Raw genomic sequence first — 17,584 nt, forward strand, 5'->3', positions numbered from 1 at the left:
CTCCTGCACGAATTATTGCGCGGCAGTGCACGCAATAATTCATCCTTCAAAAAGCCATTCGTGCAGGAGGTCTACGATGAGGGAATGTCCAAGAGTTGCTGTAATTGGCGACAAGCTTGCTCGATCGCCTCAATGCTGCCTGGATTCACCAACCCATAGTAGTTCAACGTGTGTACCTGGTCATTTTGAACAGCTTTGAGCTGATTCCAAAAGGGTTGTGCCTTGAGTTGCTCCAGGTTGGAGTCTTCGGGATCAACCAGAATCAGCCGATCGGGGTTCGCCTCTAGCACTTTTTCGGGTGATAGAGTGACATAGCCGCTAAATGGACCAGATCCCTGTAGCTCTGAAGCCAGGTTGTTGGCGTTAAACCGTTGCAACAAGTCGCCTGCCCAACTCGTTTGATTGGGCGACAGAATCGGTTGTTGGCTCACCAGCACAAGCGTAGAACCCTGTTGGTGTGAGGCTGGAGGAAGGAGGCTGGCATAGTATTCAAGCAGGGAAGACGGATCAGCCGCGATCGCACGTGCCAGGGTCTCGGTTAACTCAATCAGTCCGTCCCAGCTATTCACATTGGTAGTTAGGGTATCGATTCCCATGTCTTCGAGGGCTTGCAGAGCCTGGTCATGAAAGCCGCTCACCCCAACCACCAAATCAGGTTCTAATGCAACGATCGCCTCCAAATTGGGAGGGGTGCGGCCTGATGAGACCGTCGGCAACTCAGCAAAGCGAGCATCGTTGGCAAACAGGCTGCTACCGGAAATCCCCACCAGCACAGAACTATCTAGTCGGTGCAGAATATCTGCCGACAGGGAAGACAGCGCCACAACCCGCGTTACCGCCTCCCGAGACTCCACTGGAGAAGAGACCGGAGATTGCACCGTTGGAGATTGCACCATTGCAGAATCAGTTTGAGATAGGGCAGATGATGAATCGGAGGAAGGTTGTACACAGGCATTGAGGGCGATCGCAACACAGCCCAGGCTCACCACGAGGGATGCGAAAGAAGATAGGTTCGTCATAGGAATGGGAAATGCAAAGGATATACGTGGATGAAACGAAAGCACCTTAAAAACGCCAGCTCAGCCCCCCGCGAAACGTGGTGCCCGGTTGAGAAAACCGACCAATATCGGGCCGATCCACAAATCCGCGCACATCGGCATATTCGTAGTACTCGGTGTTAAACAAGTTGAAAACACCCAGATTGAGCGACACATTCGGAGACAAGCTCACATATCCCAGCACATCCACCACAGTGTAGCTGTTGGGAATAAAGGGTTGCTGTCCGGCAGTGTTGGCGGCGCGTTCAACTCGCGGGTTGCCGACAAAGCGAGCAACAAGTTCGGTCCCCCACCGATCTTGCGGAGCGCGGTAGCCTAACCCAGCCACCAGCTGAAACGGACTAACCGACTCCAACGGCACATCATCCGTCAAGTTATCTCCTCGCGTCCAGGCTAGGGCCGAGCGCAAGCGAAATCCATCTGGGCCGGGGCTAAAGCGGTACTCGCCACCAAATTCCAGCCCGTAGATTTGGGCGCTGGCTACGTTTTGGGTCTGAAATACGTTGACAATGGGTGTGCCAAACGGCGGGGCAGGATTCAGAAATTGGGTGCCTGCATCCACAAACTGCTCAATAAAGTTGTTGTAGCGGCTGTAGAAGCCTGTAAGACCAAAACTCAACCGATCAAAGTTTCCCCGCATGCCCAACTCAAACGTGTTGCTGGTTTCGGCTTCCAGGTCAGGATTGGAAATTGTGCGGTATTTGAAAAAGGGGCTGCTGGTATTGCTAAAACCACTGTTGATCTCGCTGTAGAGCGGTGCCCGAAATCCTCGTGCATAGCGGCCCACAAACGTAATTTCCGAGGTGGGGCGGTACAGCAGCGCAAGGCTCGGAGAGAGCGCCGAACTGTTATAGTTCGCGGCCTCGGCACCGTTGCGGGTAAAGATGTCGCTGGCCTCGGTTGAAAGATCGTATACATCAAACCGCAGTCCGGGAATGAGGCTGAACTGGCCACCCGATAGTTCGATTTCGTTTTGAACATACAGCCCAAGCCGAAAGGTATCGGAAGGTGGAAAGTCTTCGATGGGGAAGGTATCCGTAGACGAAATTTGGGTGCGATCGCCCGTGAGCAGGTTGGTTTCAGTGCGATCGCGTGGTCGTTCGTTGCGTGTGGTGGAAATATCCACGCCGTAAGTGAGGCGGTTGTCTAGATTGCCTAAGGCAAAGTCGCTGCGAAGCTGAAGGTTAGCACCAAAGACGCGATCGGTAAAGTCGTAATCATCATCCCGGCGGGTGGGAGTTCCAATGGGAAACTGCCGACCACTGGTTACCCCATAGGAAAACTCGCGACGGCGCAACTCTTCCTGCTGAGAATTTTGATAATAAAGCTGCAATCGGCCAAATTGTAAGAAAGAAGGATTAAGCTCGTTGTCGTAGGTATAGGACAGGCTGAGGCGATCGCGACGAGTATTCAGGTCAACATCCTCGAAAAAGACATCGGGAGCCAAGTTCGCACGAGCCGTGCTGATATCCTGGCGATCGCGGAAGACCTCTCCGGTAAAGCCCAGCGTACTAAACTCATCAAACTCGTATGTCAGCCCACCGATAAAATTATCGCGACGGCCATCTTCCTCATCCACAAACGTATCATCGCCTGCCACACGCCCTTCGCTGCTGCCCCGTCGGGTATAGCCCAACAGTAGGCTCAAATTACCAAATCGATTGGCAAACAAACCCGTCCCAAACAAGCCCTGGTTTGCAGAATCAAAATTGAGAGCCGCACTGCGAAAACTGTCTTGACCCACCGCATTCAATAAAACATTGGGTTGTAGGCTAAAGTAGCTCACCACTCCACCCAGAGCATCACTGCCATAAAGCGCCGAAGCTGGCCCTCGAATAATCTCAAGACTGTTGAGAATTTCGGTATCGACATAATCGCGCCCTAAGGCAAAGGGGCCAAACTCAAACCGAGTTGGCAGTCGAATTCCATCCACTTGCAGCAAAACCCGATTGCCATCCAACCCGCGAATGTTGAAATCTTGCAATCCATAGCGGCTGTTGTTGCGCACAACTACCCCTGGCTCATAGCGCACTATATCGCGAATATCTTGCACTAAGTTGCGATCCAGATTCTGCCGGGTAATGACGGTAATGTTGGCAGGAGCATCTTGCAACTTGCGGGGGGTTCGAGTTCCAGTAATGGTAATTCGCAAGCGACCATCGTCTTCGGCTTCACCTTCGGCTTCAGTTGGGTCGAGGAAAACTTGAGCGAGAGTGTCGCTCCTGGTCTCGCTTGGCTCGATCTGGCTCAGGCGAGGAATTTGTGCTTCATTTATTTGTGCTTCAGTTACTTGTGTTTCGTTCATCGGAGTCGATGCTGGATGAACCACAAATTCGGGTGAGCTATCGCGAGATGCCAAGGTTGATGCAGCAACGGATGCCGTATCGCCTGAGGTCAATAATGGGCTTGAGGCAGCGTCAGAGAATGCTTTCGAGGGCGATCGCCCCTCGGAAGATACAGCACCGCCAGGAACAGCAACAAGAATAGCGGTGAAGCTCAACAGGAAACTAGAAATCGTAAAACAATAGTTCATATGAATGGTAAGAACAATGAAAGCGTGAATGCGTGTGAAATCAGTAAAAAAGACAAGCAGATGTGAGAAGCAGAACAAACTTGAAGATTGGCGCATGAAGCGATCGCAACCATCGCCAAAACGCTTTTTTACGGCTAAGTCAGCACGGTGCGATTGGACAAATTTGCAAACCTACAGGGGTATGCAACACACACACCTGCACTCCAAAAACCTGACTGAGATGGCCAGGGGTGAGCACTTGCTCTGGCGTACCTACCGCCCACAGCGTGCCGCGCTTCAGCAGAGCAATGCGATCGCTGTACCGCGCCGCCAAATTCACATCATGGAGCACAGTAATGATGGAAAGTCCCTGCTGGTTTAGCTGACGCAGCAAGTCCAAAAGTTGCAGCTGGTAGTGAATATCCAGGTAGGTGGTTGGCTCATCCAGCAGCAGTACCGTAGGATTTTGGGCCAACGCTAGCGCCAAAAAGGCTCGCTGCCTTTCGCCGCCAGAGAGCTGGTGGACTGGGCGATCGCTCAGCGTTTCTAATTGAGTTTTGGCGATTGCCGCATCGATCTGCTGCCAATCTTCTGCACTGGGCTCAAGCTGCCACCACGCCTGATGGGGCGATCGCCCCAAACTTACCAGCTGTCGTACTGTAAGCCCCTCTGGCAAGGGATGATGCTGGGGCAACAGCGCCATGCGGCGAGCAACGAACTGGGGCGGCTGAGAATGAATTGCAGCCCCGTCTAGCCAAACAGCCCCCGATTGCAGCGGCAAAATACGGCTCATGAGCTTGAGCAGAGTAGATTTGCCCGAGCCGTTGGCCCCGACCAAACTCAACCACTCACCAGCCTCGAGTGACAGGTCAACATCCTGAACAATCGGCAAACTGCTGTAGCCGCCCGTAACCTGCTGCGCCGCCAGGGATGGGTTAACCACAGGCTCAACTGACATCGCTGCGGTTTGCCAGCTCGGGTGAGAAACGGAGGTATTGTGGGCGCTCATCCCATCCCTCCTAGCGATTGATTTTCCTTGCGGCGGTACAGTAGCCAAATGAACATCGGCGCACCCAGCAGGGCTGTTACCGCACCCACCGGCAATTCCACACTGCCCAACCGAGACATTAAATCTGCAAGCGTGAGCACCCAGGCTCCACCCAGGGCCGATAGCGGCAGCACCCAACGATGATCGGTACCCACCAAAAGGCGCACCCCATGAGGCACCACCAGTCCTACAAATCCAATCAACCCGCTAATGCTGACGGCACAGGCAGCCAGCAGCGTGGCACAACTGCCAATCAACAGGCGCGATCGCCCCAGCGACACCCCTAGCCCCACGGCCAAATCATCTCCCAAGCTCAGCAAGTTCATTTGGCGAGACAGCAACCCACCCACCACCAAGGCCAAAGCCATGTAGGGAAACACAACTCCCAATTCCGCCCAGGTTCGTCCGTTAAAGCTACCAATCAGCCAGTTGAGTGCCTGCTGAATTCGCCCATCATCCGACAGCAGCAACAGCACCGTCTGCAACGCCCCAAACAGCGAATTCACCGCAACGCCGGCCAAAATGAGCCGCTCTACCGCAATTCCGGTTGGGGTGCGCGCCAGCAGGTACACGAAAACCGTAGTAAGCACGGCCCCAAGCCATGCAGCGGCAGGCACCCAGGGCAACAACACCCCAAAGGCAACCAGCACCACGACCACCAAGCCCGCTCCAGCCGAAATTCCCAGTAAAAAAGGAGACGCCAAACTGTTGCGGAGTAGGCCTTGCAGCAGTGCGCCCGACATCCCTAATGCCGCACCCACCGTCATTGCGATCGCAATGCGAGGAAGACGTAGATCCCAAATGATTGTTTGATTGATGCTGCTGCCCTGTCGCCATAGCGCTTGCCATATTTCGGTGAGGCTAAGCGGAACAGAACCATAGATGAGAGCGATCGCAGCGGTACACACCATCAACACCGTTAGCAGAAGGGTAATGCGAACGTTATGGGTGATGGAGAGCGATCGCCAAAAAGACTTCAACGTGAATGAACGGGTGATGGTCATAAATCAATTTCCATAGGAAATGAGAGCCCCCTCTCAAGAGAAGTACTCAATACTCGATCATTGGTGTACCAATACCTAGAAAACCCCAGGGTTTCCGCAGGCCAATAGACCCACTCAATATGGAGCAGGTAGGTTGCGCCTAAGAGCAACACTCCAAACGCAACATCAGCAGGTCAGTCCTAGAAAGCAACTGACCCATGCCATGTAAAAACTCGTATCCCAACTCAAACGGCTTGAATCAATCTTGAATTCGAGCTTGAAATGGGCAACTGAATTCAAGTGAGATTTTATAACTTATTGAGATATATTTGCAAGAAGAGCATTTAGAATTACTTTAAATTGATACTGACTCTCAACTACGAGGGAGATGAGGGAGGTTAAATTTCCGTCGGCTCCAAAGTGAAGGGATCGCAGTCGGTCGAACTCGCGTCACGTTAAGATAGCCTTCGATAGCGTGACACAGCAGGCCACAGGTATGAAAAAGCGGCGCAAACAGCAAAACAGAAGATTCATTGCTGTGGTAGTAGGTGGAGCAGCGATCGCGCTCATTGCAGGCGGATTTATTGGCTATTTGTTATCCGATCGGCAGGGCGTTGGCGATGTGAAGATGCCGCCCGGAGCCGATGTACTGCCACAGGATGTGGTGATGGCGGTCTCCGTAGCGACCGATACGACACAGTGGCGGCGGTTGCGCGCTCTGGGTACCCCCGCATCGCGGGCTCAGCTTGAGGCACAAGTCGCGCGGTGGCGCGATCGCTTCTTTACTCAAAATGGCGTGGACTATCAGCAAACGATTGCGCCATGGGTTGGCTCGGAGATGACCCTGGCGATGCTGCCATTACCCGACGATGCAGCGGTAGAGGCTCCAACGCCGCCCCCCACTGCCGAAACTCCGGACGCCGAGGACGATGCAGCCCCTACAGAAGAAACAGCCCCTACAGATAATTTTTTGGCCTTAAATGCGCAAAGGCCCATGGTGATGGTGTTACCCATTGCCGATGTTGAGCAAGCCCAGCAACGTTTGGCCCAGATCGCCCCAGGCAATTCCCCACCCCAAACCCGGGAGTACAAGGGCATTGAGGTGCGCGAATTTACAGGCGTGGGCGATCGCACCACTGCCGCAGCGGTCATTGAAGATCGGTACGTGGTGCTGGCTACAGAATCGCAGGCCATCGATCAAGTGATCGACCACTATCGGGGGGCGCCTCCGTTAGAGCAGGTGCCAACCTACCGCGAAGCATTTCGCGACATTGCCACCAGCCAATCGGTCGCGCGAATTTATCTCAATGGCCCACAGGTCAAGCAGCTTGTGAGCGAAAATTCTGCCCAGCCTGCCCCACTGTTGGGATTGAGCCCCATTCAGCGCAATCAGGGTGTGGCGTTGAATATTGCCCTAGAGCCAGAGGGATTGCGCATTCGGGGTATGGGCTGGCTCCCTGTGGATTCCGACTATCGCTATTCGGTCGCAAATCGGGCAGGGGAGTTGCTGTCGCTCTTGCCTAGCGATACGCTCATGGTGGCAGCGGGTGGCAATTTAAAGGAATTTTGGGAAAGTTACAGCCAGCTCCCGGTGGTCAATCCGCGCAATCCATTCAATCCCAATACGCTGCAAGAGGGACTGCTGGCCACCACGGGCCTTAACCTCAATCAAGACCTGCTGAGCTGGATGGATGGAGAGTTTGCGATCGCGCTGGTGCCAGTGAATGCCGGAACTCCCGAAGCACAGACCGGGTTTGTGGTTGCGGTCGAGTCGAGCGATCGCGCCAATGCCGAAAACACGCTCAAGCGATTGGATGACACCATGGGCAATCGCTACCGCTATCAGGTCAGTGCAGCAGAGGTAAGTGGCCAGCCCGTGGTGAATTGGGTATCGCCGTTTGGCTCACTGTCGGTGACTCACGGTTGGCTCAATCAGCGTACAGCCTTTTTGGCTTTGGGGGCGTCGATGGTGAATACGCTGCTGCCCACTCCCCAAACACCACTTGCTAGTAGCGAGCTGGTAGAAACGACGCGATCGCCCGACCTACAAGCTAATAATGGTCAATTTTTTGTCGATCTGGAGCGGTTGCGGGCCTCGGGCGATGCGCTGCCGCTGCCCCAACTGCCACCCGAAGCCGATGCCCTTTGGGAAGCCATGCGTCGCATTGGGGTGACTGCCGCTATCCGCAGCGATCGCACCACCCACTTCGATATTCGCATTCTCATGCAGCGTCGAGGCAACGCATCCTAAACCAACGTGAATTCGGAATAAGCTGGAAAGCCCATTTTTGCGTGGGCAATGCCCACGCAAAAATGGGCTTTTTCAAAGGTCGCGCGACGCGCGACCTTTGAAAAAGCCCTTAACCCGAACTAACGTTAAATAAGAAAATAAGAAGCACAACCCAAATACAAGCAATAGCAGTCGCCCATTAGGGCTAGGGTAAATTCCAAAGGCGAACATCGTTGAAGCCTCGGCCTGTAGCAATCATTCGCCAGTCCGATCGCACCGTAAAGTGATCCAGCGGTACACCCTGCCCAGTGAAAATCTTGATCGCTTCTCCCCGGTTCAGGTCCCACTCCATCAGCCGACCGTGGGAATCGCTGCTGAGCAGGAGTTGCCCATCACCCCTGACGGCTAGCCCATTAATAAACCCCTTATGGCCGCTCAGCGTTTGCTGGATGGCTCCATCGGCCACATTCCAAATGCGAATGAGCTTATCCGTGCCAGCCGCAATCAGCCCAGCCCCATCGGGAGAGTAAATAACCGCATTTAAGGGGCCAGTATGCCCCGAATAGGTGCGAACCAGTTCGCCCGTATCGTGGTTCCACACCAGGATGTCTTCGGCGGTGCCTGCGGCGGCAACCGTTCTAGACACCGGGTTGAGGGCGATCGCATTAATAAACCCGTTGTAGCCCGTCAGCGTGCGTACAGCCTCGCCCGTAGCAATGTTCCAAACGCGCACCGTGCCATCTGCACTACCGCTCACCAGCAGCCCATTGGGGCTAATCGCCACCGCATTCACCGGACTGGTATGCCCCTCCAACGTGTGCAGCAATCGGCCCGTCGCCATTTCCCACACCAAAATGCGGTTATCGGCTCCAGCACTGGCCAACAGTTGCCCGTTGCCGTTCAGCACTAGCGCATTGACGTAGCTTGTATGGCCTTTGAGGATGCGCAGCGCCTCCCCCGTTTGCCGATTCCATACCAAAATCGTGTTGTCGGCCCCAGCGCTAATCACCGTTTGCCCATCGGGGGTAAAGATGATGTGGTTGACAAAGCCCGTATGCCCTTTCAGCTCTGCAGCCAGCGTCAAGGGTTCTTCCTGCACAGGCTGAGGAGCGACCACGTCTGGCGTTTGTCGGGTGTAGAGCTGCCAACCGCCCCAACCCGCCAAGGCCACAAACCCGGCTGCTAAACCTGCCCACAATCGGCGATCGCCCCAGCCCAGGTTGCCCTGGGGCACCGTGTGCTGCGGCTCGGGATAGGTAAGCAATTGCTGAATCGTTTGCACGCCACCGTTCGTTTGCGCACGGCTAACTTGGCGGTTGGTGTGGCCTTGCTGACTGCGATGACTCGGCACCGACCTCTCCTCAGTGGTGGCCGGCGACACTCCAGGCACCGTCGAGGGAATGGGATAAATGCTCTGCTTGATTTGCTCCAGCGTGGTCAAAATTTCCTGGGTATTTTTGGGCCGCTGGGAGGCTTTGGGAGCGATCAGACGATCGATGAAATCTGCTAGCTCGGGTGAAACATGAAGCGCCAACTGCCGCCAATGAAACTCATCATTCAGCGAGTCATACACGTCGGGATCGGTCGGCTGTCGCCCCGTTAGCAAAAAGATGAACGTCCACCCCAACGCATAAAAATCGGATTGGGGAACGGCTTGCCCTTTTTCCTGTTCGGGTGGGGTGTAGCCCGCCGAGCTAATGCGCGTCACGCCTGCCGAGCCACCCAGCTGAGCCAGATAGGTGTAGGTCATTTCCCGCACAGCCCCAAAGTCCACCAGCACCAGCTGCCCGTTCGATCGCAACATGATGTTTTCGGGCTTGATATCGCGATGAAAATAATTTTGCTGATGTACTAAATGCAGGACATTGGCGACTTGTTCTAGCCACTTCAGCGCTTGCTTTTCGCTAATGGGATGGTTTCCCTGCTGCCGCATCCATTCTTTGAGGTTGGGGCCGTCAATTTTTTCCATCACCAGGCAATGCAATGGTTCGGCAGCATTGCGAGGATAAAACTTGAAGTAGCCATCGGCCTCGACGTAGGGCACTCCCGAGGCATGCAAATGGCTGAGTACCCAGGCTTCTTGCTCAAATAGTTGAATTGCTTTGGGATTTTGATTATGGGCATCCTTCAGCACTTTCAACACTTTGGGGCTGCTGCGCTCGTAGGCTTCGTACACTTGGCCAAAGCCACTCTTGTTGTTGAGCAGGCGCATCACCCGATAGCGATCTTGCAGCACCAAATCCGAGCCACAGCTTTGACAAAAGCGGCTGCCATCGTTTCCAGCGTGATCGGGTTGTTCACAATTGGGATTGATGCAGAGGCTCATAGAAGCAGTAGGTAGTTCCCTGAGAAATCGACGGCATTTCCCTCTTTAGAGGGATTGGATGCCTCGCATCTATCAGCATACTCCTTCCCTGAAAAGAGCGAGGCATACCCTTCGCCCTTCATCGGAACAAAGCTGCTCCAGGTGGGATGTGACTGGGGTTGTGCAGGATCGCGATCGCACGTCAGCCTCGTTACACTCCTTAGTAGTGGAGCGTTGCTGAGTCGTGGAGCTTGCCGAAAAGAGGCGCGAACTCATGGCGAGTGGTTGAGCATAATGGATGAAGAGTCTGGTCTTGCAATGGTTGAGATAATGACCGAAACGGGTGGAAACATGATTGGGCATGCGCCAGGGCGATCGCACCTGGGGTTTCAGCGTGACTGGAACTGGCGGGGATGGCGAGTGCGCTACACCTTTTTGCGTCCGGCTCAAGGACTGGAAGCGGGTTCGTATCCCGTGCTGTTTTTGCATGGGTTTGGGGCATCACTGAGCCAGTGGCAGGCTAACCTCAAGCCGCTGAGCCAGCATCACACCGTGTACGCCATGGATTTATTGGGATTTGGCGCATCAGAAAAAGCGCCCGCCGCCTACGAGACAAACCTGTGGGTAGAGCAAGTGTATGAATTTTGGCGATCGCTCATTCGCACACCCATGATTGTGGTGGGGCACTCGTTGGGGGCGGTGGTGGCACTAGCTGCCGCCGCCAAATATCCCGACATGGTGCAGGGGCTGACCTTGCTGACCCTGCCGCCCGCCCGCCAGGAAATGCTCTCGGGTCGCATGATGAAACTGGCACTGGGTGTGGAGGGCTTGTTTGCCACCCCGCTGATTCTTGGCCCCGTGTTTGCGCTATTTCGCAGTCCCAAACTCATTGGCTCTGTGCTGCGCAGTGCGGCCTACCACGATCGTAGCTTTGTCACCGATGAGCTAGTGGATAGCTTTATAGCTCCCATTTTGGATAAGGGATCGTCGCGGGTGTTTTACCGCTTGGCCAAGGCGCGCACCAGTACCACCTACACGCCAGCAGTGCGATCGCTCTTGCCGCAAATTCAGTGTTCCATCCTGTTGCTGTGGGGCGAGCAAGACAAAATTGTGCCCCTGGCCCAGGGCAAAGATTTTCCTCGGCTGAATCCCAAAGTCACGCTCGTGACGCTGCCCAACGCGGGTCATTGCCTGTACGATGAATGCGCCGACCGGGTCAACCAGAAAGTTTTGAGCTGGATTGCCACGCTGGATTTCAACACTGAAATTTAATACTGAAAATCAACACGGGGCTGGGCGATCGCCACCCTGCCAAATCCCGATACAAATTCCCAACACGAATTCCAATCCTGCCGCCTACAATTTAGCTGAAGTGTGGAAGGAGCAAACGGCGTGAAGTCATTGATGCGGCTACCGTTGGGGATCTTTGCGGGAATCATTTACCCACTGCGGGCCATCGGCGTGTTGATTCAGCACCCGCGACTGCGCAAGTACGTGTTCATTCCCATGCTGGTGAATGTGGTGCTGGGCTTTACGCTGTACCTGGGGCTGTTGTACTGGGGGCTGAGTCTGGTCAATGCGATCGCCGCCGACATTCCCAACTGGCTGACCGAAACGCCCCACTGGGCCATTCATATACCCGATCTGCAATTTCCCGACTGGATGACCCACGCTCCCGGCTGGCTCCCGCATTGGAATGTGACGTTGCCGCAGTGGCACATCACGCTGCCCAATTGGGTGCCGCGCTGGCCTGACACTTGGGCGTTGCCCCGTCCAACACTGCCCGATTGGTTGTCGCAAATTCCCAACTGGCTGGCGATCGCGCTCATCTGGCTGATTCGGGCTGTGCTGACGCTGCTATTGCTGATTGTGTTGGGGTTTGTGCTGTTGCAGTTTGGCGTGCTGCTGGGTGCACCCTGGTACGGCAAGCTGTCGGAAGAGCTAGAGCAATTGCAAACGGGGCAAGTCACCATCATTGAGGTGGGAGTAGCTCAGGATATTCGTCGGGCGATCGCCTATGAGTTGAAAAAGCTAGCCCTGGGAATTGGCATTGGTCTGCCGATGCTGCTGTTGAACCTGGTTGTGGGAATTGGTACGGCGATCGCCACGCCCATTAGCATTGCCACAGCGGCCACCCTGGTGTGCATGGACTTTTTGGATGGGGCACTCGAACGGCGACGGCTGCGCTTTCGCGACAAGCTCACGGTCATTGCTAAAACGTTACCCGCCAGTGCCAGCTTTGGGTTGGCCTGTTTGGCACTGGTTAGCATTCCCCTAATCAATCTCGTAGCGATTCCCATTTGCGTTGCAGCGGGAACGCTGTTTTTCTGCGACTGGGTGTATCCAGATATGTCGTTCATCTCAAGCGCAACCGATGCCCCAAAACTGCCAGAAGGAGGCGATCGCCCAGATTAAGCTCAGGCTTTGCATCGAGCTAGTTCAATGACAAACCCAGAGCCTTGGCAGGGTCAACAAAACAATTTGGATTGAGATTTTAGATTGAGATGTCGTCCCAGTGGCGAGATGTGAAAGACTGGTGAGAAGACTGGTTGAGTTTGCAACGATTGGTTTGATGTACGCGATTGATTTTGGCACAAGCAACACCGTCATCTGTCGCTGGAACGCTGCGACGCAACAGCCCGAAACGATTTCTCTACAAGGTTTATCGCTGACTCAGGCACAAAATCCGCCGCTGGTGCCTAGCTTGCTGTACGTGCAAGATGCGATCGCACCCCACGTCATCGCCGGGCAAACGGTGCGCGATCGCGGCCTCGATCTCAGTCAAGATTCCCGCTTCTTTCGCAACTTTAAGCGCGGCATTGGCACCGAGGTGAGCGGCTTTTTGCCCGAACTCGATGGCCGCACGGTCGGTTTTGAAGATGCTGGACAGTGGTTTTTGCAAACGGTGATTCAAGCCTTGCAGCAGCAAGATCCGTCTTGCAACGCCCTAACCATTACCGTTCCAGTCGATAGTTTTGAAGCCTATCGCCTGTGGCTGTCCCAAGTGTGCGACACCCTCAACATTGAGCAGGTGCGGTTGCTGGATGAACCAACAGCAGCAGCGCTGGGCTATGGCCTAGAGCCCGGTCGCACCATACTCGTGGTGGACTTTGGCGGCGGCACGCTGGACTTGTCGCTCGTGCAGTTAGAAGCCAGCGCCTCTGGGGCCAAGCCCGTGGGCTTTTTGCTCAAGTGGGGCCAAAAAACGCTCAAGGAATCGGCCCAGCGGCCCAAAGTCGCCAAAGTGTTGGCCAAAGCAGGCCAAACCCTCGGTGGCTCAGATATCGATAACTGGCTGGTGGATTATTTTGGGCAAACGCAGGGTTTGGCAGCTTCGCCACTCACGCTGCGTCTGGCAGAGCGGTTGAAAATCCAACTATCGCAGCGCGAATCAGCAACTGAAGCCTATTTCGATGATGAAACATTGGACAGCTACGAATTGCAGTTGGATCGCGATCGCTTTCAGTCTTTGCTGCAAGAGCACCAATTCTTCAGTCGGTTAGATGAATCGTTGACCCAGGTATTGCAACAGGCACGGCGGCAAGGCTTGGAACCAGAGGATATTGATGCCGTGCTGCTGGTGGGCGGTACGTCCCAAATTCCAGCGGTGCAGCAGTGGATTCGCCAACACTTTGCCGAGGAGAAGGTGCGATCGCACCAACCCTTCGAGGCGATCGCCCACGGTGCTTTGCAAATTGGTCAGGGCGTGGAAGTTAAAGACTACCTCTATCACAGCTACGGCATACGGTATTGGAATCGGCGCGACAATTGCCACAGCTGGCATCCCATCATTAACGCGGGCCAACCCTATCCCATGGAAAAGCCCGTCGATCTGATTCTGGGGGCTTCCCTGGAAGATCAGCCTAGTATTGAACTGGTGATTGGCGAACTGGGTGTAGAAACGAGCCGTACCGAAGTGTACTTTGAGGGCGATCGCTTAATCACCCGAAGCATCAGCTCAGGGCAACCCACAGTTAAGCCGCTCAACGATCGCGATGAAGGACGCAGTATCGCCAAACTCAACCCGCTTGGCAAGCCCGGAAGCGATCGCATTAAAGTCCAGTTTCTCGTCGATGGCGATCGGTTTTTGCGCATTACCGTAGACGACATTTTGACCGGGGATACCCTTGTTGAAAACCAGCCCGTTGTGCAACTCAGCTAACCCCATCTCGACATCACCTGATAGCCTGATTCCAGCCGTAACAAACATTCGGTCTAATCAGCCAAAAAGCCCATTTTTGCGTCGGCAGTACCCATGGGAAAATGGGCTTTTCTAAGATAGGACTTACGCACTTCGTACGAAAAACCAAGGGGGTTAAATGATGTTTGAGGCGCTAAGCGCCTCAAACATCATTTAACTGCGTAAGTCTGTAAGGGTTGAGCGGCACGCAAGCCCAAAAAGCCTTGAACTGAAGCCAACGTTAACAAGCCTCTTTTGAAAGAGGTTAAGCGCTACATGGCTGCTCGTCAGGCTGATTTATGGCTCTAGCTGCAATAAAAAAATAGAAACATTTGCTACAGTCTCTATCTAAATTGCGATGTTTGCGAAATATCTGCCGGATATGGTGAGAATTAGGAATAGGCGGCGGTAAGGCAGCGCTGAAATCTTTGCCGTTTGGTGCTGCTCTCTGCAACGCGGATCATGCTCAGTGATCTGTCAGGCAATTTTTACTGCGCAACATTGGCTTATCGGTAACCTTCAGAGCAATCCACAGGTTGATGGTCACGCCGTGTTGATGCGTTTTTTTGCAACGCCTTTCTTGTTTTGCCCCCTTAGTTCATCAAGACACGATAGAGGTAGCTATGGACACCCGCTGGCTAACTTACAAACAGTTAGAACTGTTGCCCGACGCATGCCTGCTAGAACCGAAATATCCTCCAGCCCCAATTGTGCAATGGATAGAGCGACTTAAGCGATCGCTCTCTGCTCGGTTACTAGCAGGCGAAGAACCCGCCATTTGGTACACCCGCGATCATCAAGGCACATTGCGCTGCCACATTTTCGATCCCAGCACGGGTCACACATCACAAATTCAGTCAGATGATGAGTTTTGGAAATGGTTAGCAAATCGATTTCCTCAACCGAAGTCAACTTAAAAACACGCCAAGTTGACATAAGATCTTCCCCTTCAATCTAAAGTTCTGACCGCTATCGAATAACCAGCTAACGACAAACCGTTTTATTGTTTTTCGCTTTCAATGCAAGTCATCACTGAACGCCTTTGTATACGTCCGTTGATGCACGATGATATTGATTGGATTCATTTCCTGTGTATTCAAACTCACGTTAAAAAGTATTTGTTTGACAACCGTACGGTATCTCGCAGCTGGGCAGAGGTAGCGATCGCCAATAGTCAACTCAGCTTCACGCGCGAACGGTTTGGATTGTGGCTGTTGTGCCGGCTCACAACTCTGCGACCTCTTGGCTTTTGCGGGTTTTACTATTTTTCTGCGATCGCAGAACCTCAGCTCATTTACGTCATCCATCCGTCCGAGCAAACTCAAGGGTATGCCACCGAAGCTGCCCAGGCAGTTGTGCAATACGCCTTCTCAACCTTGAGGCGCGATCGCCTGTTTGCCAACGTACATGGGCAGAACTTAGCCGCTCGACGCGTTCTGGAAAAATTGGGAGCTCAAATTCAGCAGCACCCTGCAGCATCCCAGCCCAATCCCCATCTTGTGCAGTACTCCATCTCCCACACCGATTGACCATTGAGCCTGTGAGCAGTTGATCCCAGCAATTCTGTTTCCAGGGCAATTTTCAAGCCGCAGACCCAAGCGCCCTGCGTAGAACTCAGATTAAAAAATGTTACCGTTATGGGTGAACAAGTTTGCACACCAACCCTATGCCTGCGTTTCGACTCATCATCGGAATTTTTTTTGCTGCCATCCTGTTGCTAACCGGGCCGTTGCCAGCACACGCTGCTAGCTCTGCCGCCATTCGCGCGATTGACGATGTACAGCCCACCTCTCGCGACTATTCAGGCCAAAGTCTCGTCCAAGCAGAATTTGCCGATGCTCGTTTAGAAGAAGCTAACTTCAGCGGTGCCGATTTGCGAGGAGCTGTGTTTAACGGCTCCAACTTAAAAAATGCCAACCTGCACGGCATCGACTTTAGTAACGGCATTGCCTATATCACCAATTTTTCGGGCGCAGACCTCACCGATGCCGTGCTAACCTCCGCGCTCATGCTCAAGTCCAGCTTTCGCGATGCCAAGGTGGATGGTGCAGACTTCACCGATGCCGTGCTCGATCGCCAACAAATTGTTGCCCTGTGCAAAACAGCCACTGGCACCAACCCCATCACCGGCGTAGATACTCGCGAGTCGCTAGGTTGTTCCTAACTGTTATTCCTAACCGTTGCTCTTACCTTGTCTGAATCTATGACACTCATCACCGTACGGCCCGAGGGATTGTATTGCGAGAGGGGAAACTTCTACATCGATCCCTGGCGTTCGGTTGAGTTGGCTGTCATTACCCATGCCCATTCTGACCACGCGCGATCGGGGTCTCAGCGCTATATTGCAACCCACATTTCCGAGGGAATTTTGCGCAAGCGCTTGGGCGATGATGTCAATTTGCAGGGCGTGGAATATGGCGAAAGCCTCAAGCTTGGCGATGTTTGGGTATCGCTACATCCAGCCGGACATGTGCTGGGCTCGGCACAGGTGCGGGTCGAGTGCGATGGCGAGGTATGGGTGGTATCTGGCGATTACAAGCGCAATCACGACCCAACTTGCGAACCGTTTGAGGTGGTTCCCTGTGATTCGTTCATTACAGAGGCAACGTTTGGATTGCCCATTTACCGATGGGATAGTGGGCCAACGATTTGTCAACAAATTGTGGACTGGTGGAAGGGCGATCGCGATCGCCCTTCCCTCCTTTTTTGCTATGCCTTTGGCAAAGCCCAGCGAATTTTAAGCGAACTCACCCAATTTACCGATCAGCCGGTGTACGTACATGGGGCCATCCATGCGTTAACCGAAATTTACCGCAACGTGGGAGTGCCCATGGTCCCCACAATTCCTACTTCGGACCTGCCGCGCAGCCACAAGTTCAACGGCGACCTTGTTCTGGCTCCACCCTCTGGCCATCGCTCATCATGGATGAAGCGCTTCAGTCATCCTCAAACAGCGTTTGCATCGGGTTGGATGGCCGTGCGAGGAGCCCGTCGCCGCCGAGGCTACGAGCGCGGGTTTGTCCTGTCGGATCATGCCGATTGGCCAGGATTGGTCAACACCGTGCGCGAAACAGGAGCCCAAACAGTCTATGTAACCCATGGCCAAACGGATGTGTTGGCCCGCTATTTAACCGAAGTGTTTGGGATAAACGCAATGCCATTACGAACCCTATTTGAGGGAGAAGGAGATATTTAGGTAATGGTGAAGAGTGCATCAGCTCTGGGAAGTTTAAAGCAGAGTTGATACTTGTGTAATTTTAATGCGTTA

The 17,584-nt window shown here is 53.9% G+C and carries 13 protein-coding genes; 8 read left to right on the plus strand and 5 right to left on the minus strand.

Annotated features, from left to right (window positions below; all coding sequences use genetic code 11):
* Window positions 1-71: 71 nt before the first annotated feature.
* From ACQ4M4_RS06330 to ACQ4M4_RS06345, 4 genes are all read right to left on the minus strand, one after another.
* Complete coding sequence (locus tag ACQ4M4_RS06330; protein ID WP_430683631.1) at window positions 72-1,019, minus strand: ABC transporter substrate-binding protein; 948 nt, start codon at window positions 1,017-1,019, stop codon at window positions 72-74.
* Between the two features lie 46 nt (window positions 1,020-1,065).
* Entirely contained in the window at window positions 1,066-3,591 is a 2,526-nt protein-coding gene (locus ACQ4M4_RS06335; protein WP_430683632.1) for a TonB-dependent hemoglobin/transferrin/lactoferrin family receptor, read from the minus strand.
* 139 nt (window positions 3,592-3,730) lie between these two features.
* Window positions 3,731-4,579 (minus strand): ABC transporter ATP-binding protein, encoded by an 849-nt coding sequence (locus ACQ4M4_RS06340; RefSeq protein WP_430683633.1) that lies wholly within the window; start codon window positions 4,577-4,579, stop codon window positions 3,731-3,733.
* Window positions 4,576-5,622 carry a FecCD family ABC transporter permease gene (locus ACQ4M4_RS06345; protein WP_430683634.1) on the minus strand — a complete coding sequence of 349 codons (1,047 nt, stop codon included), beginning with the start codon at window positions 5,620-5,622 and terminating at the stop codon, window positions 4,576-4,578. The genes ACQ4M4_RS06340 and ACQ4M4_RS06345 overlap by 4 nt, the downstream gene beginning before the upstream one ends.
* 475 nt (window positions 5,623-6,097) lie before the next feature.
* On the opposite strand from ACQ4M4_RS06345, the gene ACQ4M4_RS06350 reads away from it, so the two are divergent.
* The gene (locus ACQ4M4_RS06350) at window positions 6,098-7,852 is read left to right on the plus strand and encodes a DUF3352 domain-containing protein (RefSeq protein ID WP_430683635.1); all 1,755 of its coding nucleotides are present in this window, start codon (window positions 6,098-6,100) and stop codon (window positions 7,850-7,852) included.
* Between the two features lie 184 nt (window positions 7,853-8,036).
* Here ACQ4M4_RS06350 and ACQ4M4_RS06355 read toward each other — a convergent pair whose 3' ends face one another.
* Window positions 8,037-10,157, minus strand: a complete 2,121-nt coding sequence (locus tag ACQ4M4_RS06355; protein WP_430683636.1) for a protein kinase domain-containing protein — start codon at window positions 10,155-10,157, stop codon at window positions 8,037-8,039.
* A 273-nt stretch (window positions 10,158-10,430) separates the two neighbouring features.
* On the opposite strand from ACQ4M4_RS06355, the gene ACQ4M4_RS06360 reads away from it, so the two are divergent.
* The 7 genes from ACQ4M4_RS06360 to ACQ4M4_RS06390 all read left to right on the plus strand — a co-directional run bounded on the left by ACQ4M4_RS06360 (window position 10,431) and on the right by ACQ4M4_RS06390 (window position 17,512).
* Complete coding sequence (locus ACQ4M4_RS06360; RefSeq protein WP_430683637.1) at window positions 10,431-11,408, plus strand: alpha/beta fold hydrolase; 978 nt, start codon at window positions 10,431-10,433, stop codon at window positions 11,406-11,408.
* A 120-nt stretch (window positions 11,409-11,528) separates the two neighbouring features.
* Entirely contained in the window at window positions 11,529-12,551 is a 1,023-nt protein-coding gene (locus tag ACQ4M4_RS06365; RefSeq protein WP_430683638.1) for an EI24 domain-containing protein, read from the plus strand.
* A 157-nt stretch (window positions 12,552-12,708) separates the two neighbouring features.
* Entirely contained in the window at window positions 12,709-14,298 is a 1,590-nt protein-coding gene (locus ACQ4M4_RS06370; RefSeq protein ID WP_430683639.1) for an Hsp70 family protein, read from the plus strand.
* Between the two features lie 641 nt (window positions 14,299-14,939).
* Window positions 14,940-15,233: a hypothetical protein gene (locus tag ACQ4M4_RS06375; protein WP_430683640.1), complete on the plus strand. Its 294-nt coding sequence runs from the start codon at window positions 14,940-14,942 to the stop codon at window positions 15,231-15,233.
* A 102-nt stretch (window positions 15,234-15,335) separates the two neighbouring features.
* Window positions 15,336-15,845 (plus strand): GNAT family N-acetyltransferase, encoded by a 510-nt coding sequence (locus tag ACQ4M4_RS06380; RefSeq protein ID WP_430683641.1) that lies wholly within the window; start codon window positions 15,336-15,338, stop codon window positions 15,843-15,845.
* Window positions 15,846-15,982: 137 nt separating this feature from the next.
* Window positions 15,983-16,480 (plus strand): pentapeptide repeat-containing protein, encoded by a 498-nt coding sequence (locus ACQ4M4_RS06385; protein ID WP_430683642.1) that lies wholly within the window; start codon window positions 15,983-15,985, stop codon window positions 16,478-16,480.
* A gap of 39 nt (window positions 16,481-16,519) precedes the next feature.
* Window positions 16,520-17,512 carry a ligase-associated DNA damage response exonuclease gene (locus ACQ4M4_RS06390; protein ID WP_430683643.1) on the plus strand — a complete coding sequence of 331 codons (993 nt, stop codon included), beginning with the start codon at window positions 16,520-16,522 and terminating at the stop codon, window positions 17,510-17,512.
* The last annotated feature ends 72 nt before the right edge of the window (window positions 17,513-17,584 follow it).

The organism is Leptolyngbya sp. AN02str (assembly GCF_050565595.1).
GTDB lineage: Bacteria > Cyanobacteriota > Cyanobacteriia > Elainellales > Elainellaceae > Kaiparowitsia.

Coding starts and splice junctions, on each gene's coding strand:
- ACQ4M4_RS06330 (WP_430683631.1), bottom strand. CDS start 1,019: ATGACGAACCTATCTTCTTTCGCATCCCTCGTGGTGAGCCTGGGCTGT.
- ACQ4M4_RS06335 (WP_430683632.1), bottom strand. CDS start 3,591: ATGAACTATTGTTTTACGATTTCTAGTTTCCTGTTGAGCTTCACCGCT.
- ACQ4M4_RS06340 (WP_430683633.1), bottom strand. CDS start 4,579: ATGAGCGCCCACAATACCTCCGTTTCTCACCCGAGCTGGCAAACCGCA.
- ACQ4M4_RS06345 (WP_430683634.1), bottom strand. CDS start 5,622: ATGACCATCACCCGTTCATTCACGTTGAAGTCTTTTTGGCGATCGCTC.
- ACQ4M4_RS06350 (WP_430683635.1), top strand. CDS start 6,098: ATGAAAAAGCGGCGCAAACAGCAAAACAGAAGATTCATTGCTGTGGTA.
- ACQ4M4_RS06355 (WP_430683636.1), bottom strand. CDS start 10,157: ATGAGCCTCTGCATCAATCCCAATTGTGAACAACCCGATCACGCTGGA.
- ACQ4M4_RS06360 (WP_430683637.1), top strand. CDS start 10,431: ATGGATGAAGAGTCTGGTCTTGCAATGGTTGAGATAATGACCGAAACG.
- ACQ4M4_RS06370 (WP_430683639.1), top strand. CDS start 12,709: ATGTACGCGATTGATTTTGGCACAAGCAACACCGTCATCTGTCGCTGG.
- ACQ4M4_RS06375 (WP_430683640.1), top strand. CDS start 14,940: ATGGACACCCGCTGGCTAACTTACAAACAGTTAGAACTGTTGCCCGAC.
- ACQ4M4_RS06380 (WP_430683641.1), top strand. CDS start 15,336: ATGCAAGTCATCACTGAACGCCTTTGTATACGTCCGTTGATGCACGAT.
- ACQ4M4_RS06385 (WP_430683642.1), top strand. CDS start 15,983: ATGCCTGCGTTTCGACTCATCATCGGAATTTTTTTTGCTGCCATCCTG.
- ACQ4M4_RS06390 (WP_430683643.1), top strand. CDS start 16,520: ATGACACTCATCACCGTACGGCCCGAGGGATTGTATTGCGAGAGGGGA.